Origin of the sequence: Flavobacterium degerlachei, assembly GCF_900106645.1 — a bacterium.
GTDB classification, from domain to species: domain Bacteria; phylum Bacteroidota; class Bacteroidia; order Flavobacteriales; family Flavobacteriaceae; genus Flavobacterium; species Flavobacterium degerlachei.
The window spans coordinates 187,989-214,274 of record NZ_FNMV01000007.1 but is presented as its reverse complement, the minus strand read 5'-3'; the positions used below and the strand labels follow the sequence as shown (position 1 = coordinate 214,274).

Here is a 26,286-nt window from a genome sequence, read left to right as displayed (position 1 = left end):
TGGGAACGATTAAATCATATAACGAAGAGTACGGACTGAATTGAATTTTTTGTTGTTGAACTAACATCTAAAAGCCTTTTGGGTACCATTAAAAATACGAAAAAAGGAGCAAAAAACTATAGTTTTCTACTCCTTTTTATTAACAATTAATTCCTAAAAAGACTTTTTCAGTGCCCTCTGTATTACTATAGATGTTTTTGTTTTAATAATTTATATGCAAAGGCATACAGTTTCGAAGCAATAGAATGGGTGAATTGATAATAGTGTAATTAAGGAAACTCCAATACTCATAATTTTACAAAAAATAATAAAGCGGCATTAAACTTTAATCGTCGAAAGTTCCGTGCAAAACAACAGATTATTAAAGATACACTCCGTTAATACTTTTTTTCATATATTTATAGTCCCTAAATCCTGAAAATTAATACTTTAAACTCATGTAAAACCGAGTAATAGGAATGAATAGCATACGAGAAAAGCAATAAAGACATAATACAATTAACTAAATTGTTCCGCATTGATGCTACCTACAAGTCATTGCCTTTATACCTGCTCTCCAAAGTCATAATACTTAGACGCTCTCTTTTAATACAAACTAGAAGCTATTAATATGTATGCAAGAATATACAAAAATGGGAAGTAGAGTAATTAAGCTATTTTGCGGAAAACCGTAATAAACACCTTCTTTTAAAATGTAAGTTTTGAACATTAATATTTAATATAAAAAAAATACTAGGTAACTTATTTGAATATAATCTAGCAAAAAAAATATTTTATGAAAATCCTTTATAAGATTTTATTTTTATTCATTCTAATAAATAATGGTTTTGCTTTAAGTGCTAAGAACAACAATAGTGAACTTAACATTGAGAAAATAAAAAAGGCAAAAGTCGTCTTTACTACTAACAATCTAGTATTGCCTTCTGCAACAATTTCAGGAACAACAACGGTTTGTCAGAATGCGGCGCAACCACAAATAAAGTTTACAGGTTCAGGGGGAACCGCCCCTTATACTTTTACTTATAATATTAATGGCGGCACTCTATTAACAGTATCCACTGCTGGAACAAACTCATCGGTAACCGTGTCTGCTAATACAACAACAGCTACTACTCTAAATTATAATTTAATTAGTGTTCATGATACCGCAAATCCTACTACTGAACAAGCTAGTTCTGGTAGTGCCATTGTAACTGTGAATTCACCTCTGGTGGTAGATTTTATATTTACCAATGATAACAGCTGTTCAGGAACCATAATTCAATTTTCAGCTAACGTATCTGCTGGTTCATATACTTATTCCTGGGATTTTGGAGACGGCACAATAACCTCAACGCAACAAAACCCTAGCCATTCCTTTGTCTCACTTGGTTGTACAAGTGCAACATTCAATGTTACATTAACCGTCATAGGTGGTGGATGCACAGTAACTAAAACTAAGACAATAACTGTAATTCAAAAGCCTGATATTAGTTTTACGGATATTGATAATCCATTTGACCCCTTTAATAATTGCGGTAATGCATCTTCAAATTCTGTGTATTCGATTACTGTAGGAAATAGTTCCATTTCAACATGTATTTCATCATTTTCTATTAATTGGGGGGATGGGAATTCGGAAAATAATATAGCGTTCCCTATTTCACATACATATCCATCAAATGGAGCTTATTCAATGACAATTACTGCAAATGGAAATAATGGTTGTACGAATTCTAAAACCTATATTGTCAAAAATGTTTCTAATCCCTTAGGTGGACTAAATAGTCCAGGTTCTACACAAAATTTATGTGCTCCAACTTCAAATTTACAATTTTCAATTTCAAATTGGGGAAGCAATTCTCTTGATACAACTTATAAAATTGATTATAGTGACGGTTCGCCAATTGTAGTTTTTACTCAAACTCAATTGAATAGTTCCATTTACTTTAATGCAGCCAATCCGTCAAACTCATCTAATTACCCAATTCCACATATATACACATCAAGTAGTTGTCCTGCATCTAGTTTTGAAGTAAAATTAGATGTAACTAATGCATGCGGTTCCACACCGTTTACATTAGGTAGCATAATCATTCTAACAAAGTCAGAAGCAAATTTCACAGCTCCATCTAGCAGTTGCATTAACAATGCTGTTTTATTTACAAATACAACTATTTCTGGATATGGGCAAAATTGTACTACGGGCTCCATATATTCATGGGATTTTGGAGATGGCTCAGCTATCGTCACAACTTCAATTATTAACCCTCAAAACATTAATCACACCTATTCCAATTTAGGATCATATACTGTTACATTGACAGCTCAAAATGGATGTGGAACTTCGACAAAAACACAGCAAATCTGCATTGAACCAGCCTTAACACCTCAATTCACCCTCAATACTAATTCTGGTTGCTCACCACTTTTAACAACGGCAACAAATACTACTCTAGCAACAAATTCCTGTTCTCCTCCAACCTATGTTTGGAGCGCAACTTACACACCTTCTTATTGCGGTACCAGCATAACAGCGATTCCAAATCAAACGACAACAAATGCTTCTTTTAATTTCACTGAGCCTGGAACTTATACCATTAAACTTACAGCAACAAATTCCTGTTCTCCTCCTCAAGTTGCCACTCAAGTTGTAACGGTAAAAAAACCACCAACAGTTACAATAGATCCAATTGCCAATTTTTGCGGTCCGACAACTATCAACCCCACTGCAACAATAAATAGTTGCTCTGATAGTTCAAGTGGTTTGACCTATGCTTGGAGCTTTCCTGGAGGAACACCATCAACATCAACGTTGGCAGTTCCGGGAGCTATTAGTTATTCCTCGGCAGCAAATTATACCGTATCCCTAATTGTAACCAATGAATGTGGCCCCTCATCAACCGCTACAAAATCCTTTACCATTAATGATGCTCCCACTCTAACAAACACTCCACTTTCACAAACAGTATGCTCAGGTGCTGCTACTGCATTAGTCAACCTTACTGCTAGTTCGTCAGCAGCTACATTTTCATGGACAGCAACAGCAACTGCTGGAATTTCAGGATTTAGCACTTCTGGTACGAATACAATACCTATACAAACGATCTCAACAACAAATACAAATTCAGGAACAGTCACTTACGCCATTACACCCTCATTGGGCACATGTTCTGGTGCGATAAGCAATTATGTAATTAACGTAAATCCAGCTCCAATCATAACAAGTCAGCCGGCTTCAAGTACCATTTGTCAAGGAGGTGTGCCAACTATTTTGTCAGTTTCAATAAGTGGTGCAGCTGGAACTATTATGTATCAGTGGTATTCAAATACGGCTAATAACACGACTAGTGGTGCTACTATAGCGAGCGCAACCAATTCAACATATAGTCCCCCCTCAACAATTACTGGAACGATATATTACTATTGCGTTATTACTTTATCCTCAGGAGGATGTTCAGCGATTACGTCAAATGCTGCAGCGGTAACTGTACTTGCAAATACTACAATAAATTTACAACCTATAGCAACTCAAAATCTATGCGTTGGAGCAACGATTCCCACTCCCCTTTCAATCAATAGTACAGGAACTTCAGGATTCTTATCCTACCAATGGTTTTCAAATACAACTAACTCTAATATTGGCGGATCCGCAATTTCTGGAGCCACAAACTCTACTTATACGATGCCTGTTTTTACGATATCTGGAAATTATTATTACTATGCTGTAGCTTCTTTAAACGGTAATGGCTGTGTGCCAGCAGCAAGTAATGTAGCCGAAGTTGTTGTTTATTCTGATCCAACAATCACAGTGCAACCCATCTCCTCACAAACTATATGCCTAGGCACATCTCCGTCAAATTTAGAAGTTACCGCAACGGGCGGAAATGGTGCATTTAGCTATCAATGGTATAGCAACTTAACTAATTCGAATTCAGGTGGCACAATAGTTCCTGGAGCTACAAGCAGTAGTTATTCTCCAAATGAGAATGTCATTGGCACAAAATATTATTATTGTATAGTTACTCAAAATAGCACTTTAGGCTGCAGCGTTACAAGTGCCACTGCAGCTGTTATTGTAAATTCGGCAGCAATAATAACAAAGCAACCCGATTCAAGTACTTCCTGTTTAGGAGGAAGTCCAAATATTCTATCTGTAGCATATAGCAATGGGGTGGGAACAGCCACCTATCAATGGTATTCTAATACAACTAACTCTTTGACAGGAGGTACAGCAATTTTTGCTGCCACAACTGCTAATTTTACTCCTCCAAATATGGTGGTTGGAACTGTCTATTATTATTGTGTCATCACACTTTCATCGGGTGGATGTTCTAATCTAACATCTGCAATTGCTGAAGTGATAATTAATCCAAATCCAGTGATATCTCCAAAAACGGCCCTCATTTGTAGTGGAAATTCATTTAGCATAGCACCACAAAATTCTGCTGGGGATATTGTACCAAATAGCACTTTGTACAGTTGGACATCCCCCATTAGTTCTCCAGTCGGTGTAATTACGGGTGCAACTTCACAAACAATACCTCAAACCATTATTAGCCAGACTTTAGTAAATCCCACTTCAACTCCTGCTACGGTTACCTACACCGTGACACCTATTTCAGGACTTTGTAGAGGCTCGAATTTCACTATTGTAGTTACTGTAAACCCTTCTATTTCAAATACTGTTACTTTATCTAATAGTAGTTGCTTTGGAGCAAACAATGGTTCCATTCAAACCACTATCACTGGAGGGATACCTTTCAGTACAGGACCATTTTATATCTTAAATTGGACAGGACCAAACGGGTTTACATCGGCAGCAGCAGGTATTTCTAATTTGGCTCCGGGAATGTACGAGCTTTCTATTACAGATGCTGGAGGTTGTCCTATTGTCAAACCTTACGAAATCACAGGGCCTGATGATATTAGTATTACAACTGATGTAAAAAAAGACATTACTTGTTTTAATGCTGCCGATGGTGCAATTGCAATCACGGTCTCTGGAGGAACATTAAACTATTCATATGCATGGACAAAAAATGGAAACCCTTATGCAACCACAAAAGACATCTCAAACTTAGGTCCTGGACTATACGTTGTTTCGGTTTCAGATGCCAAAAATTGCGGTCCAAAAACAAAGACATTCATTATTACTGAACCGCCAATATTAGCTGTAAGCCTGATAAGTCAGACCAACATATTGTGTTTTGGAGAATCTACAGGAGCTATAAATATTTCGGCAGTAGGAGGAACACCCGCAATTTCCGGTTATAACTTTGCCTGGACAGGACCAAGCGGATTTACAAGTTCCAATAAAAATCTAAGTGCTATTATTGCTGGAACTTATGATTTGGTTGTAACTGATAACTCAAATTGTTCCAAAACATTAACAGTTACTTTAAGCCAACCATCCGAAATGGTTATCAACGCAACCGTAACTCCAGTTATATGCTACGGAAATAATGACGCGTCAATTAAATTAGAAGTTACTGGAGGTGTCGCACCGTACACTATTTTATGGAATAATCTCGCTAGTGGCAGCTTTCAAGATAACCTTACACCGGGAGATTATTTGATAGTGGTTACCGATGCCTTAAATTGTACAAAATCCCTGAATGTAAACATCCCTGAAGTTCCTGTTTTCACCATAAATCCAGTAGTAAAAAACATCAATTGTTTCGGTGAAAAAAACGGAAGTATTAATCTAAATCTATTAGGTGGTATCACACCTATCATATTAACTTGGGATGATAGTTCCGTGGCTGGGACTGTACGAAACAATTTAGGATCAGGATCCTATACGGTTAGTATAGTTGACGGTAAACAATGTACAATCAAAAGAACTTTTATCATATTAGAACCTCAGTCACTAGTTCTTTCGGCAAATGTTACCAATGCTTTTGCTTGTGACAATGTCAATAGCGGGTCAATAAAACTCCTTGTCGCTGGCGGTACGGCTCCTTTTAGCTATCAATGGTCCAACGGTGCAACAACGAAAGATTTGACCAATATTCCCACAGGAAATTATTTGGTTACCGTAAAAGACGTCAATGGCTGTTCTGAACAGGCTCAATTTAGCATTAATAGGCCTCCGCCAATCGTGACCGCAGTAGTCACAGAGACTGATTTTGACTGTGAAACCAAATACATTAAGCAAACCTTTAAAGCCCAAGTTTCTGGTGGAGTTCCTCCATACAACCTGGCCTGGTCGAGCGGAACGGTTAGCGGAGCAAATAATGAAATGATGAATACTAGTCAAAACGGGACAGCAATATTATTTGTAACTGATGCCATTGGATGTAAAGCAGATTACTCCTTCAATGTTAAATTACAGTCCATCGGAACAGCTTCTTATGATGCAAGTTCATCTAGCTATTTGACCTATGGAAACTATTCCGTAAATGATCCCATTCAGTTTACCAGTACCGCTACTGGAGATTATGTCAGCGTGGCCTGGGACTTTGGAGACGGAGCCGTTTCTACAGATCTAAACCCAATCCACTCATTTATTTTACCAAAAGATTATGTAGTAACACAAACGGTAACTTATCCATTCGGGTGTGTTTATGTGCAAAAAATTACATTTACTATTGGTAAGGGATATTTATTGGTTGTACCAAATGCTTTTACTCCAAATGATGATAATCTCAACGATACATTCAGACCCGTGACAAAAGCTTTAAAAAATATTCGTCTGGATATCTATGATACGTGGGGTGCTATGTTATATTCAGAGACAGCAGAGATTTTGCGAGGTTGGGATGGTAAAATAAAGGGACAGAATGCGGAAAACGGTAATTACTACTGTAAAGTTAGCGGAGAAACTTTTTATGGAACTGTAGTCAATGTAAACCAACCTTTTGTATTAATAAAATAAGTCCCAAAACGAAAATGAAACTAAAATTTATTATATACATAGTACTGACTTTTATATCTATCGCAGAAATTAAGGCGCAAGACCCTGTTTTTACGCAGTATTTTTTGGTTCCTGAATCACTTAATCCTGCCTTTACTGGAACATTAATAACGGGATATACTGGCCTTATACATCGCTCCCAATGGCCAAATGAAAATAGAAGAATCGATACCGAATATGCTTTCATTAATGGCCCTGTGGGTCCTGAAAGAAATATGGGCTTAGGTCTGACTATTTTAAATCAACGTGAAGTTTTCACCAATTATAATTATGTTCAGGCCAACGGCGTTTACTCCTATAATGTGAATCTAAATTATGATTGGCGACTCAGATTAGGCCTTGAAGCTGGATATGGAAGTAAAAACTTCAATTTTGGAAGCCTTTTATTCGAAGATCAAATCAATACAAATGACGGTTCAATTAATGGAGGTAGTGTAGACCCAAGTTCTTTAAATGCTATTGATAAAATTAATTTTTTGGATATTTCCTCAGGGATACTATTGTATAGTGACAAAGCTTGGTTTGGTGCTTCATTAAAACATTTGAATAAACCAAATATTGCATTTACTTCTAATGCTAAAGTTCCTTTGGAAATGTTTTTAAGCGTTCATTCCGGATATTCATTTAGTTTAGATGAAACCCATTTAAATTTCTTTCCTGATCAAACAAATTTATTGCTTACTGCCAATTATATGCGACAAGCTGAATACAACAGATTGGATTTTGGGACAGCCCTAGAATTCAAACCGTTAATTGTGGGAGTCATTGCAGCAACTAATCCTGAAGGGAAAAGCAATAATAGTCACTTTTTAACGTCTTTAAATCTTTTTGGCTCCATTCAGTTAAATCGTTTTGTATTTGCTTATTCTTATGATATCAACACTTCAAAACTGGGAAATACCCGTGGTGTACATGAACTTTCACTAACTTGGCAAATTGGTCGTGGCTGCTCGAGTTGTGACAATTATTTGGTAAAACAACCCTGGGGCAGAAATTACTAAGGGAGTTTCTTTTGCAAATCCATCATACCGCAATAACCAACAAAGCATAAGAGAAAGGAAAAACAATCTCGTCGCGCTTGTGAATCGACTCTTCTGACAATCGACTGAACGCTTGCAATATGGCTGTTAATTTCTTAATTTTATTGTTTACTAAAATCAACATCAATTTAAAAAAATAAAAAAGTAGCTAAATAAAAAAGGAATCGCAGAGATGCAATTCCTTTTTTATTTTTTTATTCCTAATCCAATCCTATCCTTTTTCCCCGACAGCGATTTTTTTTGCGGAACTAATACTCATAAAAAAAAGCGAAACCTAATAGCTGCAGTATTACAACATAAAAGATTTCGCTTTTCCTTATACAGTCTATTTAATCAACGCAGTCTACCTTTGTCAATTTATATTTTACACGATCAAAATCTATTGGCTCGCCTTTAATAAAATGAGTCGCTCCTAGAGTAGTCATTAACTTCCCGTTGCCTATAATTAGTTCATCCCCTTTCTTAAGAAAAGCCATTGGGTTTTTATAAGTTTTTTTCTCATATCCACCTTGAATAAATGTATAGCTAGCAAATAATGTATCTCCATGGAATTCTCCAGCGATTTCTCCATGCTTTACTGGCATATCAAGCACCATCATCTGCATTTCGCCCGTTATTTTTCCGTTTTTTAAAGTGTTAATTTTTAAGTTAATAGTATCTTTTTCATACAGCGCTTTATAGCATTCAGTGCTTATCGTTTCTTCTGCCTTGGCTTTGGCAGCTTTAGCAACTTTTTCGCTTTGATCTTTTTTACAACTTTCGAGTCCAATGCAAGCCAACAGCAAACAAAAAAGGGTTATTTTTTTCATAATGGTAAGTTTTAGTTAATAATTGTGGCAATGGCCTTTGCTAATTTACGCATAAATAGCGAAATACACACAGTATTATATTTAGCATTTTATTATGGCATCCAAATTATCTAAATAATCGCTTGTCGACAATCAAATCTATTCCCTTTGGCCAAAGCCAAGTTACAATCGTAATTAAATTTTATCATGAAACAAAAGGAATAAAAGCCTGAACCTCATCGTTCTCTTTAATAAATACTTCAAAATTTAAGTCGTCAAAATTTGATAAAAAAAAAAGAGCCAACACTACTTGCTGGCTCTTTCTGTTTATTACTTGATAGAAATTTATTTCCAACCGCCGCCAAGTGCTTTGTATATTTGTACAAAAGCATTCAGTTGGTCTTTTTTGGTTTCAACTAATTCCAGTTTGGCGTCAAGTGCATCACGTTGTGTCATTAAAACTTCAAAATAATCAGCTCTAGCAGATTTAAATAAATCATTAGCCACACTAATTGAAGTGTTCAATGATTTTACTTGTTGTCCTTTAAGCGCATAGCTTTTCTCTAAATTATTAATGTTAGCCAATTGATTAGAAACCTCTAAATAGGCATTCAAAATCGTACGGTCATAGTTATACAACGCTTGTAGCTGTCGTACATTTGCATTTGCAAACTCAGCTTTAATTGCGTTTCTATTAATTAAAGGTGCTGCCACATCTCCCACTAAATTGTACAACAATGACTCAGGAAACTTTGTTAAATAAGACGTTTTGAAAGCTTGTAAACCAAAAGCTGCTGAAATATCAAGTGAAGGATAAAACTCTGCTCTCGCAACTTTCACATCCAGTTTTGCGGCTGTTAAATCCAACTCGGCTTGTTTTATATCTGGTCTATTAGCCAATAATTGAGAAGGTATTCCTGATTGAATGGAAGCCGGTAATAAATTCAAGAAAGCAGCACTATCTCTCGTAATTTTCTCAGGATAACGTCCTAACAAGAAATTAATCGTGTTTTCGGTTTCAACAATTTTTTGGTTTATTTTAAACTCCATACTTTTTGAAGCTAAAACTTCGGCTTGGAATTTTTGCACTGCCAATTCCGTTGCTCTAGAAGCTTCTTTTTGGATTTTCACAATTTCAAGTGCATTTTGCTGTAATTGGATATTTTGCTTCACAATTTCCAATTGGCTATCTAGTGCTAGTAATTCATAATAAGAATCGGCAACTTCAGAAATAAGATTGGTAATCACAAAATTCTTGCCTTCTACTGTAGCTAAATATCTAGTAACAGCTGCTTTCTTAGAATTGCGCAGCTTTTTCCAAATATCAACTTCCCAATTGGCGTAAGCGCCAACATTGAAATCAGTTAACGGATCGGGGAACTCTTTCCCTGGAGTGATCTCAGTAGTTGCATCACCAGCACCTTGGCTTGTATATCTTCCTACTTTTTCTACACCAGTTCCTGCTCTTAAGCCAACAGATGGTAATATGGCTCCTTTTCTAACACGAATATCGTTTTTAGCCATTTCAATTTCTTGCATCGTAATCAACAATTCTTTATTGTTTTGCAAAGCCACTGTAATCAAACTTTTTAGATTGGGATCTTTAAAATAATCGTTCCAATTTAAATTTGAACTGTTTGTGCTATCTGTTGAAGTCCCAAAAGTTACTGGAACCACTTTACTATCTGGCATTTTCAACGCCATAGGCGCCTTGCAGCTTACAACTGCAAGACCCAGACTTAGCATTATACTATATCTATATAACTTCATCTTATTCATTATCATTTAAATATTCAGTGAATGGATTTTCATCTTCGTCTTTAGAAAGCTTGTGTTTTTCTGATATTTTAGCAAAAATCAAATACAATCCTGGAATTAATATAACACCACAAATGGTACCTATAAACATTCCTCCCGCTGCCGCTGTACCTAAAGTTCTATTTCCAATTTTACCTGGGTCTGACGCCAATGAAAGTGGAATCAAACCAGCTATAAAAGCAAAAGAAGTCATTAAAATTGGTCTGAAACGAACCATAGCACCTTCCATTGCGGCATCAATAACGGCAACGCCCTGACTGTGCTTCTGGGCAGCAAACTCTACGATTAATACGGCATTCTTACCTAGTAGACCAATGAGCATTATTAAAGAAACCTGAGCATAGATATTGTTTTCTAAACCAAATAACTTCAAGAATAAAAACGCTCCAAATATACCCGCAGGAAGGGACAATATAACAATCAACGGCAGCACAAAACTTTCGTACTGTGCAGCAAGAACCAAGTACACAAATCCAAGACAAATCATGAAGATATAAATAGCCTCGTTTCCTCTGGCAACCTCATCAGCAGAGATACCTGCCCAGGCAATACCAAACCCTCTGGGAAGTGTTTTAACAGCTACTTCATTTACAACCTGAATTGCGGTACCACTACTATAACCTATTGCTGGCGCACCACTAATCTCGGCAGCATTGTACATATTATGTCTTGTAATCTCTGATAAACCGTACACTTTTTTCATTTTCATAAATGCAGAAAACGGTACCATTTCATCACGATCATTTTTTACATACAATTTCAAAATGTCTTCCGGTAACGCTCTATATTCAGGTGACGCTTGTACAATTACTTTGTATTGACGGTCGTATTTTATAAAGTTGGTTTCATAATTACTACCTACAAGTGTTGACAAGGTATTCATTGCATTCTCGATACTTACCCCTTTTTGTTGTGCAATATCATTATCGATATCCAACATGTATTGCGGGAAACTGGCACTATAAAAGGTAAAAACTGATGTAAGTTCTGGACGTTTTTTCAACTCAGCCACAAACTCTCTACTTACCGTTTCCATCTTTTTATAATCACCCGAACCTGCCTTGTCCAGTAAACGCAACTCAAATCCACCGGCAGCTCCATATCCAGGTACAGCTGGTGGTTGGAAATACTCAATTGTAGCACCCGAAATGTTTTTAGTTTCTTCCTCTAACTGTTTGATGATTTCCTCCACATTTTCATGACGATCTTCCCAACTTTTTAGGTTGATCAAACAAGTTCCTGTGTTGGCTCCTGTCCCTTCGGTCAAAATTTCGTAACCTGCTAAGGCAGAAACTGACTTTACACCATCAATTTTTCCGGCTACTTTTTGCAATTTCTCCGCAATTTGATTGGTTCTTTCTAATGATGAACCTGGAGGCGTTTGAATAATAGCGTAGAACATTCCTTGATCCTCATTTGGAATAAATCCAGAAGGCAGGCTGTTGTTGATGAAAAATATACCCACACAAAAAGCAAGTAAAACAGCTATCGAAACTGATCTTCTATTGATGAACATCGTAAGTACTTTTCTGTAGCCTTCTGATAAATGATCAAATTTTTTATTAAAACCATCTAAAAACCGATTGATTAAATTTTTAGGACGTAGTTTTCCGTGGTTATTTTTCAACATCAAAGCACACAATGCAGGTGTCAATGTCAACGCTACAATTCCCGAAAGGATAATTGCCGTAGCCATTGTGATTGAAAACTGACGATAGAAAATCCCTACTGGACCAGACATAAATGCAACTGGAATAAATACGGCAGCCATTAAAAAGGTAATCGCTATAATTGCTCCACCTATCTCTGACATCGCTTTTTTAGTCGCTTTCCTGGCCGAGAGATGTTCTTCTTCCATCTTAGCGTGAACGGCTTCAATTACCACAATAGCATCATCTACTACAACACCAATTGCTAATACCAAAGCAAATAGCGTAATTAGGTTTATGGTTATCCCAAAAAGTTGCATGAAAGCAAAAGTACCTATCAACGAAACTGGAACTGCAATGGCAGGAATAACCGTTGATCGCCAGTCACCTAAGAAAAGGAAAACTACTAATCCTACCAAGATAAAAGCTTCTACAAGTGTGTGAATTACTTTTTCTATAGAAGCATCTAAGAATTTAGACACATCATAACTGATTTCATAATCCATCCCTTTAGGAAATGACTTTTTTAACTCTTCCAGTTTTGTTTTTACATCAGTAATAACTTGGCTGGCATTACTACCATACGATTGTTTAATAGTAATCGCTGCTGATGGTTTTCCGTCAATACTTGAATAAATATCATACATCGAGCTACCAAACTCTACTTCGGCCACATCTTTCAATCGCAACAACTCTCCGTTTGAACTAGAACGAACTACAATGTTTTCATAACCTTCTTTTGTAGTATAACGCCCTTTGTATTTTAAAACATATTCGAATGCTTGTGATCTTTTTCCTGAACTTTCACCGGTTTTACCTGGAGATGCCTCCAAACTTTGATTACTTAAAGACTCTAAAACCTCATCAGCAGAAATTTTGTACGCTAGCATTCTATCTGGTTTTAACCAAATACGCATTGCGTAATCACGATTTCCTAAGATATCAGCAACCCCTACTCCGTTTACACGCTTTAAATCTGATAGAATATTAATATCAGCATAGTTGTAAAGGAATTTTTGATTGGTATTAGGGTCTGTACTGAATAGATTGACATACAATAACATGTTAGGTTCTTCACGAGTAATTTTTAACCCCTCACGCACCACTAATGGTGGCAATTTATTAATTACTGATGCTACACGGTTTTGCACGTTGATAGCAGCTTGGTTAGGATCAGTACCTAGATTAAAAACTACTTGTACAGAAGCCTCTCCATCATTTCCTGCATCAGAAGTAATGTATTTCATTCCTGGAACCCCATTTAAAGCACGTTCTAATGGAATTACTACCGCCTTTACCATTAATTCACCATTAGCTCCAGGATAATCTGCAGTAATATTTACTTTTGGAGGCGAAATAGCTGGAAATTGTGTCACTGGCAATCCGGTCATAGCCAATATTCCCAGGAAGACAATTACCAGCGATATAACTATCGATAATACAGGTCTTTGTATAAATTTATCAAACATTTTTATATTTTTTTAAAAGTTAAAACAACTATTCAGCTCTCAATTTCAAGCTTGATAATACTTTGCTTGGATTTAAATAGTCGAATTTAATTTTATCATTATCATTCGCTTTTTGAATTCCGTCAAAAACTATTTTGTCATTTGCAGTTAAACCTGAATCAATAACATATAAATCAGGCATCTCTCCTTTAATGTTAATTTCTCTAGATTTAATCACGTTGTTTTTGTCTACAATAAATACGTATTTCTTATCTTGAATTTCATAAGTAGCTTTTTGCGGAATCACTAATGCGTTATGTAAAGGCACCACCATCATAACTGAACCTGTTTCTCCGTTTCGTAGTAATTTTTCAGGATTTGGAAAACGTGCTCTAAAGGCTATATTTCCGGTTTCATTATCAAATTCTCCTTCTATAAGCTCCACTTTACCTTTGTATTTTAATACATCATTATTAGCAAGAAGTAAGTTTACATGATTATCAGCACGGTTTTTAACATCGGTTTCATAATTCAAATATTCTAGTTCCGAAACATTAAAATAGGCAAACATTTCACTATTGTCAGAAAGGCTTGTTAGCAACTCGCCTTCATCAATAAGGCTTCCTAGCTTTTTAGGAATTCTATCAATTGTTCCTGCAAAAGGAGCTCTGATTTCTGTGAAAGACAAATGCAGCTTAGCCAAAGAAACTTCGGCTCTAGCTTGTTGTAATTTGGCCGTAGCAACCGCCTGTTCATTCTTAGAAACAATATTTTTATCGGCTAGAGTTTTTGCATTTTGCAATTCAATTTCAGCTGCTTTTTCCTCGGCTTGCGCTTTTAGTAATTCAGCTTCATACATCTTTGGCATAATTCGAAACAACAGCTGTCCCGCTTTTACATACTGCCCTTCATCGACATAAATGTTTTGTAGAAATCCTTTTTCCTGAGCCCGAATTTCAATATTTCGAACTGATTTAATTTGAGACACATACTGCTTAGTAAACGATGTATCAATAACCACTGGATTTGTAACGGTAAATTTTACTGATTCTTCTTTTTCTTCCTTTTTTGAGTTACAGCTAACAAGGAACATCGCGGCCATTAAGCCCGTAATCATGACATTTTTTTTCATGTTGTAAAATAAAATTTAAGCAATTGATTGAGTGAGATTTAAGTATCTCGTTTGGTAGTAAAAAATAACTATTGCTTAAAATAATGCTATACAAACAGCTAACGTATAAAACGTTATAAGTGTAAAAAGAACAGAATTTAGCAACAGTTTATTGTATTGCTCAAATCCTTAGCACTCTTTGTCTAATATATATAGGAGATGAATAACCGCAAAAAGGCGGGAAAAGTTTTAAACGCTTGAAGTACGTTTTTTCAACAATAAGTCCTGAAAATTCTTGATACCAGATTTTAGGCAGTAAATAACTATTGACGACAATTTTCCTATCGAAGTTATCTTTAATATCATTCCCAAAGTGATAATCTTCTTCTAAATCAGTATCAGCATCTTCAATTAAGTTACTGTCTTGATCTTTATGGAAAAATTTAATTTGGTGATTTTTAGAAAGTGTAGATGTAGCTGTATAACCTATATGGCTATCATGCGATGTAGCATGTAGACTATTTCCTCCGCAAAGCAGAAGAATACATAAATTAATAAAAAACAAAGCTACTCTCATTAGGTGCTCAAAATTATTGAAATATTGAGATAAAAAATAATATTGCAATTCAAAAAAAACTAAAATTTACGAAAACGTTTTCTTAGGTATCGTTGAAAAACAGTGCGAAATTAGGATGAAATTTTAAATAAATTATGAGTTTTAATACTATTTTAAGAATAATTTTTATTGTAGTATTAAAAGCTCTTCTTCGTAAAGTTTTAGTCTTTAAATAGTCCCTTTTTAGAATTGTTTTTCCTCTTAAAATTATTCAAAAACGAATCATTTACTGATTTCCATAATTTTTATAAATCAAAAAGTATTGTTAAATAACGCTGTTTTGATCTCGTATCACTGGGCAATCATTATAACTGTATCCCGTTATCCGTACCTTTGCAATTATTATTATTATTATTATTATACACTATACATAAAAATGGATTTTATAAACGCGATGCATAACCGTTATACTACTAAAAAGTACGACGCAACAAAAAAAATAGACACTAAGAAATTAGAAGAACTTAAAGAGATCTTGTTATTAAGTCCTTCATCTATAAACAGCCAACCTTGGCAATTCTATTTTGTCTCTGATAAAAAAGTAAAAGAACAATTAGCAGCAGCTTCATTATTTAACGCCGAAAAAGTCATTAATTGTGACACCGTAGTTGTTTTTAGCGCTATTGATAATGTTGCTTTATTTGAGCAACAAGTAAAAGAAAACTTACCTGAATCAGCTGTAAACTATTTTAATACGCACTTAAAGCATCTCGCTGATACTGATCTTAAAATATGGTTTGATAAGCAAGTTTATCTTGCTTTAGGCATTTTTTTAGGTGCTTGCGCCCAAATGCAAATTGATGCAACCCCTATGGAGGGAATTGAATCAGATAAATATGAAGCAATTTTAGGATTAGAGGGATACCGCAGCTTAGTTGCTGTAGCCATAGGATATCGAGATGCTGACGACAGTAATCAACCCAGTCAAAAACCAAAATCTAGGTTAGAGAAATCTGCCATAATTAAAACCATTTAAAATGAAAAAAATAGCCTTATTATTACTTTCTATATTAAGCTTAAGCAGCTGCAAGAAGGAAACCGAAAAACCTCAAAATACAGAAGAAAAAACGGAAATAGTACCATCTATTCAAGAAGTTGCCGCCTTTAAAGGACAACAAGTTACAGGAGTTACTATAACGCAAGAAGGACGTGTTTTTGTAAACTTTCCGCGCTGGAGAGAGTGCGTTATCGCTTCAGTAGCAGAAGTGATTGATGGCAAATCAATTGCATATCCCAATACAAAATGGAATGACTGGAAAATAGGTCAAGAGCTACATGATTCTGTTTTTGTAGCTGTACAATCAGTCGTGGCTTTTGAAAATGACCTATATGTTTTAGACACAAGAAATCCGTTATTTAAAGGGGTAGTTGGTGCTCCAAAATTGTTTGTTTTTGATCTAAAAACAAACTTATTAAAAAGAACCTATACTTTTCCTAAAGAGAGCTTTCACAAAGATTCTTACATCAATGATTTGAGAGTGGATAAAGAAAACGGAAGTATTTACCTAACTGATTCTGGTCACGCGGGATTAATCATTCTAAACATCGAAACTGGAAAAGAAAAACGCGTTTTAGACAATCATTTTTCAACAAAATCAGAGGTTGACCATTTGACAATTAACGGAAAAGAATGGAAAAATACAGTTCACTCTGATGGTATTGCATTAAATCCTGTCAATAAAAAGCTGTATTTTCATGCTTTAACGGGATATACTTTGTACGCTATTGATGTTCAAACTTTACTGAAAGGAACAGAAGCTGAAATTGAAAAAGCGGTAGAAAAGGTCGCTAAAACAGCTGCTCCTGACGGAATGATATTTGATGCCAATGGAAACTTATATTATGCGGATTTAGAGCAAAATGCCATTATGAAAATGGATGCTGCAGGAACAATCACTACGCTAGTTAAAGGAGACAAAGTACGTTGGGCAGATACATTTAGCATTTATAATAACGTATTGTATTATACTAATTCTAGAATTAACGAAATCACCGGTCCCATTGATGATATGACTTTTAACTTGAATACAATCAAACTGTAATGCTTACATAAGCTAATTCTAGCAATAAAATTCAACTAAAAACCCAACAATACTAAAATAGTATTGTTGGGTTTTTAGTTTTTATAGGATTTAAAAAATTAGGAGCACTGTGAATACTTGTAAACTTGGTACTTTTGCAGTAACAAGATTAGTTTAAGCAAGCTTCTCCCTTACTTCCCTAACCTCTCTTCTCAATTCCATCAGCACATCTTTCAAACTTTCTGGACTCAAATCATCTGGTCCAAATTCTTCAGTGGCAAAACTGCAGGCGAATTCCCAAATTTCAAGAATTTCCGAGGCCTTAACTTCATACGATTTATAATAGGTATTATCCGAATGGAGCACCAATGCATTTTTTCCGTTTTTGTTCAATCTCTTATAAACAATCCCTTCGTTTTTGGTCAATAATATATATGTCTTGCCATCCATGACATCTCCTAATTTTTCTACATAACGGCCCACAATAAAGAAACCACTTTTATGCGGCGGCATAGAATCACCATCTACGGGAAAAGCCCTGAATTTTCCATTTCGCAACCACGGCAACGAAATGTGCTGTAGGTTTTCGATAAATTCAGGATCGGAATAACCACTAAGATAACCAGCTCTGGCTTTATGGGGAACGATTTCTATAAAACTGTCGCCTTCCCTATCTACGGTAATGGGGAGCAATATTCTGTTATCCTCCAATTTCATCAGATCATCCATGGGTATTTTCCGCACATCGACCGAAAGCAGTAAGTCAATACTGATGTGGTAATAATGGGATATTTTTTTCAGAATTTCATAAGGCGCTTCCGAAGTTCCATCTTCATACTTGACGTACCTCCCTCTTGTTATTGCCAGCGACTCAGCCAGCTTTTCCTGTGAAATTTTCTGTTTGACCCTAAGGTTCCTGATATTATCGGAAAATAAAGACATATTTATTTTGTTACAATTTGGAACAACAAATATACTTAATTTTGTTACAATCCGTGCTAATTTTGTTCTGTATAAAATGAGAAGATTATGGGAAGGGCGATTGTACATATGGATTTGGATACTTTTTTTGTGTCCTGCGAAAGATTGGGGAATTCAAAATTGCAGGGAATTCCTTTGATTATTGGTGGTGGCGACCGTGGTGTGGTTGCGTCTTGTTCGTATGAGGCACGCACTTTTGGGGTACGTTCTGCAATGCCTATTAAGATGGCGCTCCGTCTTTGCCCGCAGGCAAAAGTAATGAAAGGCGATATGGAACTGTATTCCAAATTATCCCATGAGGTGACCGAGGTAATCCAAGTGAACGCTCCAGTTGTGGAAAAAGCCAGCATCGATGAATTCTACCTCGATATTACCGGAATGGATAAGTTTTATGGCAGCTATAAATGGACTGATGAACTGGCGCACTCTGTTACCAGGGAAACTGGTTTGCCTATAAGCTTTGCCTTATCAGTAAATAAAACAGTTTCTAAAATTGCCACCGGCGAAGGGAAACCGCTGGGAAATTTGGAAATACCTGAAAACAAGGTAAAGCAGTTCTTAAATCCGCTGTCTATTCAAAAAATCCCTATGGTGGGTGACGTGACCTTTCAGCTGCTTTCCCGAATTGGCATCCGCACGATTCAGACGCTTTCAGAAATGCCTGCCGAAGTGTTGCAACGCATGATTGGCAAGAACGGCATCGACATTTGGAAGAAAGCAAACGGTATTGATAATAACCCCGTGGAACCCTATACGGAACGGAAATCAATTTCGACTGAACATACCTTTGGGCAGGATACTATCGACATTCAAAAATTGAAATCGATACTTGTGGGTATGGTCGAAAAATTGGCTTTTCAACTGCGATCAGAAGAATGGCTGACCTCAACAGTGGTGATAAAAATTCGCTACGCCAATTTTGATACAGAAACTAAACAATGCAAAGTAGCATATACCTCAGCTGATCATATCCTGACAAAAAACGTCACGGACTTATTTGATAAATTGTACCAACGCCGCATGCGACTCCGCTTAATTGGGATTCGCTTCAGCGGACTCGTCAGAGGCACCTACCAAATAAATATGTTTGAGGACACCGAAGAAATGTTATCGCTATACCAAGCTATGGACAGAATGAAAAGCAGATATGGCTTTGATGCCGTAATGCGTTGTGCCGGTGCAACATTCAAACCCAATAACAAAGTCGAAATTTTGAAACGCAAACCATAACATTATGTACCTCAACTGTCATTCTTTTCACTCCCTGCGCTACGGAACCATTCCGCTGGTCGAGCTCATACAGCAAGCTGCTGTCTGTAATGTTAAGGCAATGGCATTAACGGATATCAATACAGTCACCGGAATTTATGACTTCATAAAGGGCTGCGAAGAAGTCAACATCAAACCAGTCGTGGGAATAGAGTTTCGTTGCAACCATAAATTTCGCTACATCGGCTTGGCAAAAAATGCAAATGGGCTCGCAGAAATGAACCGTTTTCTAACCAAACATAATTTCGAAAATACCCCTTTACCATTAGCCGCTCCCGAGTTTAAGGATGTATGCATTATTTATCTTTTCGAAAATGGGCCAAAGGTTTTGAAAGACCATGAATATGTGGGAATCTGTGCAGAGCAACTTCCAAAATTATTTCTCCCGGAATGGAGGGCACGGCTTGACAAAATGGTGCTACTGCAATCCGTAACCTTCCGGACAAAAAGGGAATTCAATCTGCATAAAATACTGCGTGCCATTGACACCAACGTAATTTTGTCCAGACTCACCACAGATGATTATTGCAAAACTTCTGAAGTGATGATCCCTTTAGAGGAATTGTTGACAAAGTTTGAAGAGTATCCACAAATTGTCAAAAACACCGAAAAACTCATAGAGCAGTGCAATTTTGAATTCGATTTCAAAACACCCAAAAACAAAAAGTACTATTCCGGAAGCCGGGAAAGCGACATGAAACTTCTGACGGATCTTGCCTGGGAAGGATTATCAAAAAAGTACGGAGATGATAATCTGCAAGCAAAAGCAAGAATTGAAAAGGAATTACAGGTCATTGACCAACTCGAATTCAGCGGTTATTTCCTGATTACTTGGGATATAATTCAATATAGCATCAGTCAAGGATTTCTGCATATCGGTCGCGGTAGCGGTGCCAACAGTATTGTCAGTTATTGTCTTGGTATCACAGCCATCTGCCCTATTGAGCTGGATTTATATTTTGAACGCTTCCTAAATGTGAATCGCAAGAGCCCACCCGATTTTGACATTGACTGGTCCTGGAAAGAACGCGACACCATTCTGAGATACATTTTTGACAAATACGGCGCTGAGCATGTCGCTTTTTGCGGAACTAACGTAGAATTTAAATACCGTTCCATATTCCGGGAAGTGGGTAAGGTTTTTGGTTTGCCCAAAGAAGAATTGGATCTGTTGGCTAAAAACCCAATGCAGCTACATGATAAAAACCAGATTGTAAAGCTAGTCCAAGAATACGGGATGCTACTCGAAAAATATCCCAATCAAAGAAGCATGCATTCCTGTGGCATAATAATTTCGGAAGAACCCATCACCAATTATACCCCTTTGGAGATGCCTCCAAAAGGTTTTCCTATTGTGCTATTCGACATGCACATTGCTGAGGACATTGGCTTTGAAAAATTTGATATCCTGAGCCAGCGTGGTATTGGCCATATCGATGACAGTGTGAAGCTGATAGAGAAAAACCGTGGAATCAAAGTCGATATCCGTGATACTACTTTATCAAAAAATGAAGCTAAGGCCAATACTTTTTTAAGCCACGGAAAAACCATTGGATGTTTCTATATCGAAAGTCCAGCCATGCGAGGACTGTTGCGTCGTCTTAAATGCGATAACTACAAAACTCTTGTAGCAGCTTCGTCGATCATTCGCCCGGGTGTCGCCCAATCTGGTATGATGAAAGAATACATCTTCCGCCACAACCATCCGGACCGCTTCGAGTATTTTCATGATGTTTTTAAGGAACAACTTGGCGAAACCTACGGTGTCATGGTTTATCAGGAAGACGTGATTAAGATCGCTTTACATTACGCAGGACTTCCCGCCGCTGATGGAGATATTTTACGTCGCGCCATGAGTGGCAAAGGCCGTTCGAAAGCCGCTTTGCAAAAAGTAAAAGACAATTACTTTGCTTGTTGTGCGCAAAAAGGCCATTCTGTAAAGTTGAGCGAAGAAATATACCGCCAGATAGAATCCTTTGCGGGTTATTCGTTCTGTAAGGCACATTCCGCTTCCTATGCCGTCGAAAGTTACCAAAGTCTTTATCTCAAGGTATATTACCCTATTGAGTTTATGGTCGCCGTCATCAATAACCATGGCGGTTTTTACCGTACCGAAGTCTATGTGCACGAAGCCAGGATGTCCGGGGCGACCATACACAACCCCTGTGTCAATAAAAGTGAATACGAAACTGCATTATACGGCATTGACGTCTATCTTGGATTTATGCAGCTCGAAGGTTTGGAAACCAAAACAACACATTTCATAGTTAGAGAACGAGAGACAAACGGCGAATTCAAATCATTGGAGGATTTCATCAACCGCATTCCGATAGGGATTGAAGGCATACAGATTCTGATTTTCATCGGGGCCTTCCGCTTTAGCGGCAAAACAAAAAACCAGTTGCTGGTTATTGCCCGACTGATTCTGGTCAACTTCAAACCCGAAAATAGAAATGGGATGCTGCTTCAGGAACCAATAAAGGAATATACGTTGCCGGTACTCGAACGCTCCGCTTTTGAAGATGCATTTGACGAAATCGAACTGCTGAGTTTTCCAGTTTCCTGCACCCCATTCGATTTGCTACAGACAAAATACCGCGGACAGGTATTGGCGAAAGACTTATTAAGCCACCATAAAAAGACCGTAAAAATGCTCGCCTATCTTATTTCTAGGAAACACGTGCCTACTAAAATGGGAGCCATGTATTTTGGAACCTGGATTGATCATGAAGGGGAATATTTCGACACTGCACATTTCACGGACAGCCTTAAAAAATATCCCTTTCAGGGTGGCGGATGTTACCTGCTTCTTGGAACCGTTGGAGTCGATTACCATTTCCCCACAGTCACTGTCATCAAAATGGCCAAAATGCCCTTTGTTCCTGACCCGCGGTATTCTAACACAAACGACAGACAATATAAAGTGCACGAACAGATCAAGGAAGACGTGAGCATGACACATCGGGCGCCCTATCCGCAAGAGCATGAAATTAATCTACCGAGGCATAAAATGGGTCAAAAATAATACTTAATTCCACGTTCAAATGATAAAAGAATAGTTATTTCAAAGCTTCCTCAATTGCACATATATAAAATCCATTTTTTTTTGTCAGTAAATAAGTTTTATTACGTCTAACTATTTAAATACCTTTATAAAAAAATAACATGCGCTTTTATTTATTTACTATTGTTTTCTTTTTCTCCCTTATGGTTTCTGCGCAAAGCAGTATTCCACAAGTGTTGAAAAAAATGAACAACCAAAGTGTTCCTTACATCAAAGTCGAGGACTTAAAAAACAAAAATAACCTTGTTTTTCTTGATGCACGTGAACCCAAAGAATTCAACGTAAGCCACATCAAAAGTGCAATTGCTGTTGGTTTTGATCATTTCAAAATACAAAACGTAACCTCTACCGTAAAAGATAAAAATGCAACCATAGTTGTCTATTGTTCCATTGGTGTTCGCAGTGAAAAAATTGGAGAAAAACTATTAAAATCGGGCTATAAAAATGTTTATAATTTATATGGTGGTATTTTCGAATATAAAAATACTGGTGGCAAGGTCGTTAACAACCAAAATAAGCAAACCGATAGCGTCCATGCTTTCAATAAAGAATGGAGTGTTTATCTAACTAAGGGAGTCAAAGTATATGAAAACTAATGCTTTACTTATTTTTATCCGAAATCCTGAATTAGGAAAGGTAAAAACACGATTGGCAAAAACCATTGGTGACGCTGATGCTTTGCAGGTATATAAAGACCTACTCCAGCACACAATGGAACAATCGCAAAATGTAGACTGTGATAAATTTGTTTTTTACGACAGTGCAGTTGTTGAAGCGGACATTTGGAATAAAGATATATATCAAAAAAGAATTCAATCTAAAGGTGACTTAGGAAATAAGATGCAAGCTGCATTTGAGCTTCTTTTCGAAAAGGGATATAAAAACTGCATTATTGTTGGCAGTGATTTATTCGATCTAAAAACAGAGATCATTGAAACTGCTTTTACCGAATTAGAAAAAAACGATGTGGTGCTAGGTCCTGCAGAAGACGGCGGATATTATTTGTTAGGCCTAAAAGAAATGCACAAACTCCTATTTAGAAATAAAGATTGGGGGACTTCCACCGTTTTAGCAGACACACTAAAAGATTTAAATTCACATAAGGTTCATTTATTAGCAACCTTAAATGACATTGACACTTATGAAGATTTAATGAATAGTGATTATAATTATCTTCAAAAAAATTAAAATAAGAAATGGAAAAATACATTGACATCTTCATCAATTCATATAGCGGTTATTTCAATTATCTAAAAAATGAAATACTATACTGGAACTGGAATAATTATTTCTACGGTTTAATTGCGATTTCACTCGTAGTTTGGTTGCTGGAAATATTGTTTCCTTGGCGAAAAAACCAAGCTATTTTTCGAAAGGATTTTTGGCTGGATTTATTTTACTTGTTTTTCAATTTTTTCTTATTGAATCTCATCCTTCTGATAGCATTGTCTAATGTGTCAGAACAACTGATCAATGATTTCTTGTCTCTTTTTGGAGTCCAACTGGCTTCGATTCAGCTTTTCTCTATTTCTGAATTACCAAAACCTCTTGCGCTATTGTTGTTTTTTCTGATAAGCGATTTTTTGCAATGGAACGTTCATCGATTACTGCATATGGTTCCCTTTCTCTGGAAAATTCATAAAACGCACCATAGCGTAAAAGAAATGGGCTTTGCAGCTCATTTTAGATACAACTGGATGGAACCTATCGTGTATAAATCGATACTTTATATCCCTATAATTTTGGTTGGCGGAGTAAACCTAGAAGACGTATTTATAGTACATTTTATTTCGATTGCGATTGGTCATTTGAACCATGCTAATTTAGGATGGGACTATGGTTTCTTAAAATATATTTTTAATAATCCCAAAATGCACATTTGGCATCACAGTAAAGAGCTTCCTAATAAATATGGAGTCAATTTTGGAATTTCGTTAAGCTTATGGGATTATCTATTCAAAACCAATTACATACCATCTGACGGACGTGACATTGAACTGGGTTTTAATGGTGAAAATAAGTTTCCTAAAGATTTTATAGCACAAGAGTTCTATCCTTTAAAAAAATAATACCTCATTATTTGTCAGGAAAGACTCGTACTACCGTCTGTTCATAATATAACTAAATAATACTACTGATGAGAACATTTTTTATAAGCTTACTTCTATTACCGCTTCTTTCTTGTGGAAGGAATACAAGCACTACTGAAATTCCGGATTTAGCCTATCCAACAACTATTTCTGAAACGGCACAAAGCATAGATCACTCTAAGTGGAATGCCTTGCTACAGAAAAATGTCTCAAAAAACGGAAATGTAGATTATAAAGGATTTCAAAAAGACAGCAAGCAACTGCAATCGTATTTAACGTTGTTGGCATCGAACGTCCCTACTAAATCATGGTCAAAAAATGCAGTCCTTGCCTATTGGATTAATACTTACAATGCCTTCACTGTAAAGTTGATACTTGATAATTATCCAGTAAAAAGCATAAAAGACATAAAAGATCCTTGGGGTCAAAAGTTCTTTACTTTGGGAGATAAAAAATACAGCTTAGAAGAAGTGGAACATGAAATTCTTCGTAAAATGAACGAACCTAGAATCCATTTTGCTATCAATTGCGCTTCTTTTTCTTGTCCCAATTTATTAAATGCTGCTTATACTGAAGCTAATTTAGACAAGCAATTAGGAGCTGTCGCTAAAAGCTTCATCAATGACAAAACTAAAAACACTATTACCACAAATAGAGTAGAAATATCAAAAATATTCGATTGGTTTTCTGGTGATTTTAAGAAAAACGGAACTCTGATTGACTTCCTAAATAAGTACAGTACCACTACAATTAATAGCAAAGCAAAAATTAGTTATAAAGACTACAACTGGAGTTTGAATGAATAAGATCTCGATTATAATCCCCATTTACAATGAGGTTGAGACAATCGACACGCTTTTGTGGCATATTGAAAAAAATGCCTCACAATCAATCACTATCGAAATTATAGTTGTTGATGGAGGAAGTACTGACAATTCACAAAAAAAGGTAGCAGAGCACAAAAATGTCATCCAAATTTCAGCTGAAAAAGGAAGAGCAAAACAGTTAAATGCTGGTGCCAAGATTGCCACTGGCGAAGTACTGTATTTTTTACATTGTGACAGTTTCCCGCCTAAGGATTTTGACTTTCTCATTATGGATCAGATTCAAAAAGGGAATAAAGCTGGTTGTTTCCGAATGAAGTTTGATTATCAACATCCTGTTTTAGCAGTCTCCCAATGGTTTACCAGAATAAATCATCTTTCCTGTCGGGGTGGTGATCAGTCTCTATTTGTCACTAAAGCACTATTTAATGAAATAACTGGCTTTAATGAAAACTATATCATTTACGAGGACAACGAGATTATTTCAAGACTGTACAATATAAAACAGTTTGTCGTGATTCCTAAAAATTTGATTACTTCGGCAAGAAGGTATCGCGAAAATGGTGTTTGGCGTTTGCAATATCACTTTGCTGTTATTCATTTAAAGCGAAGCTTAGGTCATTCAGCAGAAAGTATGTTGGATTACTACAAGAAAACAATAAAATAGAA

17 protein-coding genes are annotated in these 26,286 nt (G+C 36.4%); 11 read left to right on the top strand and 6 right to left on the bottom strand.

Features of this window, described 5'->3' with window-relative positions; genetic code table 11:
• Positions 1-775 precede the first annotated feature (775 nt).
• Both BLV91_RS09125 and BLV91_RS09120 read left to right on the top strand, forming a co-directional pair.
• Positions 776-6,859 carry a PKD domain-containing protein gene (locus tag BLV91_RS09125; protein WP_091432080.1) on the top strand — a complete coding sequence of 2,028 codons (6,084 nt, stop codon included), beginning with the start codon at positions 776-778 and terminating at the stop codon, positions 6,857-6,859.
• A gap of 14 nt (positions 6,860-6,873) precedes the next feature.
• Complete coding sequence (locus tag BLV91_RS09120) at positions 6,874-7,899, top strand: PorP/SprF family type IX secretion system membrane protein (RefSeq protein WP_091432078.1); 1,026 nt, start codon at positions 6,874-6,876, stop codon at positions 7,897-7,899.
• A 368-nt stretch (positions 7,900-8,267) separates the two neighbouring features.
• On the opposite strand, the gene BLV91_RS09115 is transcribed toward BLV91_RS09120, so the two are convergent.
• The 5 genes from BLV91_RS09115 to BLV91_RS09095 all read right to left on the bottom strand — a co-directional run bounded on the left by BLV91_RS09115 (position 8,268) and on the right by BLV91_RS09095 (position 15,329).
• Entirely contained in the window at positions 8,268-8,747 is a 480-nt protein-coding gene (locus BLV91_RS09115) for a hypothetical protein (RefSeq protein ID WP_091432076.1), read from the bottom strand.
• A gap of 324 nt (positions 8,748-9,071) precedes the next feature.
• Entirely contained in the window at positions 9,072-10,505 is a 1,434-nt protein-coding gene (locus BLV91_RS09110; RefSeq protein WP_091432074.1) for a TolC family protein, read from the bottom strand.
• On the bottom strand, positions 10,498-13,662 hold the full coding sequence (locus BLV91_RS09105; RefSeq protein WP_091432072.1) for an efflux RND transporter permease subunit: 3,165 nt from the start codon (positions 13,660-13,662) through the stop codon (positions 10,498-10,500). The genes BLV91_RS09110 and BLV91_RS09105 overlap by 8 nt, the downstream gene beginning before the upstream one ends.
• Before the next feature lie 28 nt (positions 13,663-13,690).
• Positions 13,691-14,773: an efflux RND transporter periplasmic adaptor subunit gene (locus tag BLV91_RS09100; protein ID WP_091432070.1), complete on the bottom strand. Its 1,083-nt coding sequence runs from the start codon at positions 14,771-14,773 to the stop codon at positions 13,691-13,693.
• Positions 14,774-14,933: 160 nt separating this feature from the next.
• A complete protein-coding gene (locus tag BLV91_RS09095; RefSeq protein ID WP_091432068.1) occupies positions 14,934-15,329 on the bottom strand; it encodes a hypothetical protein in 396 nt (131 codons plus the stop codon).
• Between the two features lie 415 nt (positions 15,330-15,744).
• Between BLV91_RS09095 and BLV91_RS09090 the strand changes: the two genes are divergently transcribed.
• Together BLV91_RS09090 and BLV91_RS09085 are read left to right on the top strand one after the other, a co-directional pair.
• Entirely contained in the window at positions 15,745-16,344 is a 600-nt protein-coding gene (locus BLV91_RS09090; protein ID WP_217636963.1) for a nitroreductase family protein, read from the top strand.
• Position 16,345: 1 nt separating this feature from the next.
• Positions 16,346-17,410, top strand: a complete 1,065-nt coding sequence (locus BLV91_RS09085; RefSeq protein WP_091432062.1) for an L-dopachrome tautomerase-related protein — start codon at positions 16,346-16,348, stop codon at positions 17,408-17,410.
• A 153-nt stretch (positions 17,411-17,563) separates the two neighbouring features.
• Here the strand turns inward: BLV91_RS09085 and BLV91_RS09080 are convergent, their stop codons facing one another.
• Positions 17,564-18,331 carry an XRE family transcriptional regulator gene (locus BLV91_RS09080; RefSeq protein ID WP_091432060.1) on the bottom strand — a complete coding sequence of 256 codons (768 nt, stop codon included), beginning with the start codon at positions 18,329-18,331 and terminating at the stop codon, positions 17,564-17,566.
• 87 nt (positions 18,332-18,418) lie between these two features.
• On the opposite strand from BLV91_RS09080, the gene dinB reads away from it, so the two are divergent.
• The 7 genes from dinB to BLV91_RS09045 all read left to right on the top strand — a co-directional run bounded on the left by dinB (position 18,419) and on the right by BLV91_RS09045 (position 26,284).
• On the top strand, positions 18,419-19,600 hold the full coding sequence (gene dinB, locus BLV91_RS09075) for a DNA polymerase IV (RefSeq protein WP_091432058.1): 1,182 nt from the start codon (positions 18,419-18,421) through the stop codon (positions 19,598-19,600).
• Between the two features lie 4 nt (positions 19,601-19,604).
• A complete protein-coding gene (locus BLV91_RS09070; protein WP_091432056.1) occupies positions 19,605-22,664 on the top strand; it encodes a DNA polymerase III subunit alpha in 3,060 nt (1,019 codons plus the stop codon).
• Between the two features lie 140 nt (positions 22,665-22,804).
• Positions 22,805-23,299: a rhodanese-like domain-containing protein gene (locus tag BLV91_RS09065; protein ID WP_091432054.1), complete on the top strand. Its 495-nt coding sequence runs from the start codon at positions 22,805-22,807 to the stop codon at positions 23,297-23,299.
• On the top strand, positions 23,289-23,891 hold the full coding sequence (locus BLV91_RS09060) for a TIGR04282 family arsenosugar biosynthesis glycosyltransferase (RefSeq protein WP_091432052.1): 603 nt from the start codon (positions 23,289-23,291) through the stop codon (positions 23,889-23,891). Before BLV91_RS09065 ends, BLV91_RS09060 begins: the two co-directional genes overlap by 11 nt.
• Before the next feature lie 8 nt (positions 23,892-23,899).
• Complete coding sequence (locus BLV91_RS09055) at positions 23,900-24,772, top strand: sterol desaturase family protein (RefSeq protein WP_091432049.1); 873 nt, start codon at positions 23,900-23,902, stop codon at positions 24,770-24,772.
• 68 nt (positions 24,773-24,840) lie between these two features.
• A complete protein-coding gene (locus BLV91_RS09050; RefSeq protein ID WP_091432047.1) occupies positions 24,841-25,599 on the top strand; it encodes a DUF547 domain-containing protein in 759 nt (252 codons plus the stop codon).
• A complete protein-coding gene (locus BLV91_RS09045) occupies positions 25,592-26,284 on the top strand; it encodes a TIGR04283 family arsenosugar biosynthesis glycosyltransferase (RefSeq protein ID WP_091432045.1) in 693 nt (230 codons plus the stop codon). The genes BLV91_RS09050 and BLV91_RS09045 overlap by 8 nt, the downstream gene beginning before the upstream one ends.
• The last annotated feature ends 2 nt before the right edge of the window (positions 26,285-26,286 follow it).

Excerpts from the sequence above, each read along its gene's own strand:
- BLV91_RS09090 (WP_217636963.1), top strand. The coding sequence starts at position 15,745 with ATGGATTTTATAAACGCGATGCATAACCGTTATACTACTAAAAAGTAC.
- BLV91_RS09045 (WP_091432045.1), top strand. The coding sequence starts at position 25,592 with ATGAATAAGATCTCGATTATAATCCCCATTTACAATGAGGTTGAGACA.
- BLV91_RS09085 (WP_091432062.1), top strand. The coding sequence starts at position 16,346 with ATGAAAAAAATAGCCTTATTATTACTTTCTATATTAAGCTTAAGCAGC.
- BLV91_RS09120 (WP_091432078.1), top strand. The coding sequence starts at position 6,874 with ATGAAACTAAAATTTATTATATACATAGTACTGACTTTTATATCTATC.
- BLV91_RS09055 (WP_091432049.1), top strand. The coding sequence starts at position 23,900 with ATGGAAAAATACATTGACATCTTCATCAATTCATATAGCGGTTATTTC.
- BLV91_RS09080 (WP_091432060.1), bottom strand. The coding sequence starts at position 18,331 with ATGTCTTTATTTTCCGATAATATCAGGAACCTTAGGGTCAAACAGAAA.
- BLV91_RS09115 (WP_091432076.1), bottom strand. The coding sequence starts at position 8,747 with ATGAAAAAAATAACCCTTTTTTGTTTGCTGTTGGCTTGCATTGGACTC.
- dinB (WP_091432058.1), top strand. The coding sequence starts at position 18,419 with ATGGGAAGGGCGATTGTACATATGGATTTGGATACTTTTTTTGTGTCC.
- BLV91_RS09105 (WP_091432072.1), bottom strand. The coding sequence starts at position 13,662 with ATGTTTGATAAATTTATACAAAGACCTGTATTATCGATAGTTATATCG.
- BLV91_RS09110 (WP_091432074.1), bottom strand. The coding sequence starts at position 10,505 with ATGAATAAGATGAAGTTATATAGATATAGTATAATGCTAAGTCTGGGT.
- BLV91_RS09095 (WP_091432068.1), bottom strand. The coding sequence starts at position 15,329 with ATGAGAGTAGCTTTGTTTTTTATTAATTTATGTATTCTTCTGCTTTGC.
- BLV91_RS09100 (WP_091432070.1), bottom strand. The coding sequence starts at position 14,773 with ATGAAAAAAAATGTCATGATTACGGGCTTAATGGCCGCGATGTTCCTT.
- BLV91_RS09050 (WP_091432047.1), top strand. The coding sequence starts at position 24,841 with ATGAGAACATTTTTTATAAGCTTACTTCTATTACCGCTTCTTTCTTGT.
- BLV91_RS09070 (WP_091432056.1), top strand. The coding sequence starts at position 19,605 with ATGTACCTCAACTGTCATTCTTTTCACTCCCTGCGCTACGGAACCATT.
- BLV91_RS09065 (WP_091432054.1), top strand. The coding sequence starts at position 22,805 with ATGCGCTTTTATTTATTTACTATTGTTTTCTTTTTCTCCCTTATGGTT.
- BLV91_RS09125 (WP_091432080.1), top strand. The coding sequence starts at position 776 with ATGAAAATCCTTTATAAGATTTTATTTTTATTCATTCTAATAAATAAT.
- BLV91_RS09060 (WP_091432052.1), top strand. The coding sequence starts at position 23,289 with ATGAAAACTAATGCTTTACTTATTTTTATCCGAAATCCTGAATTAGGA.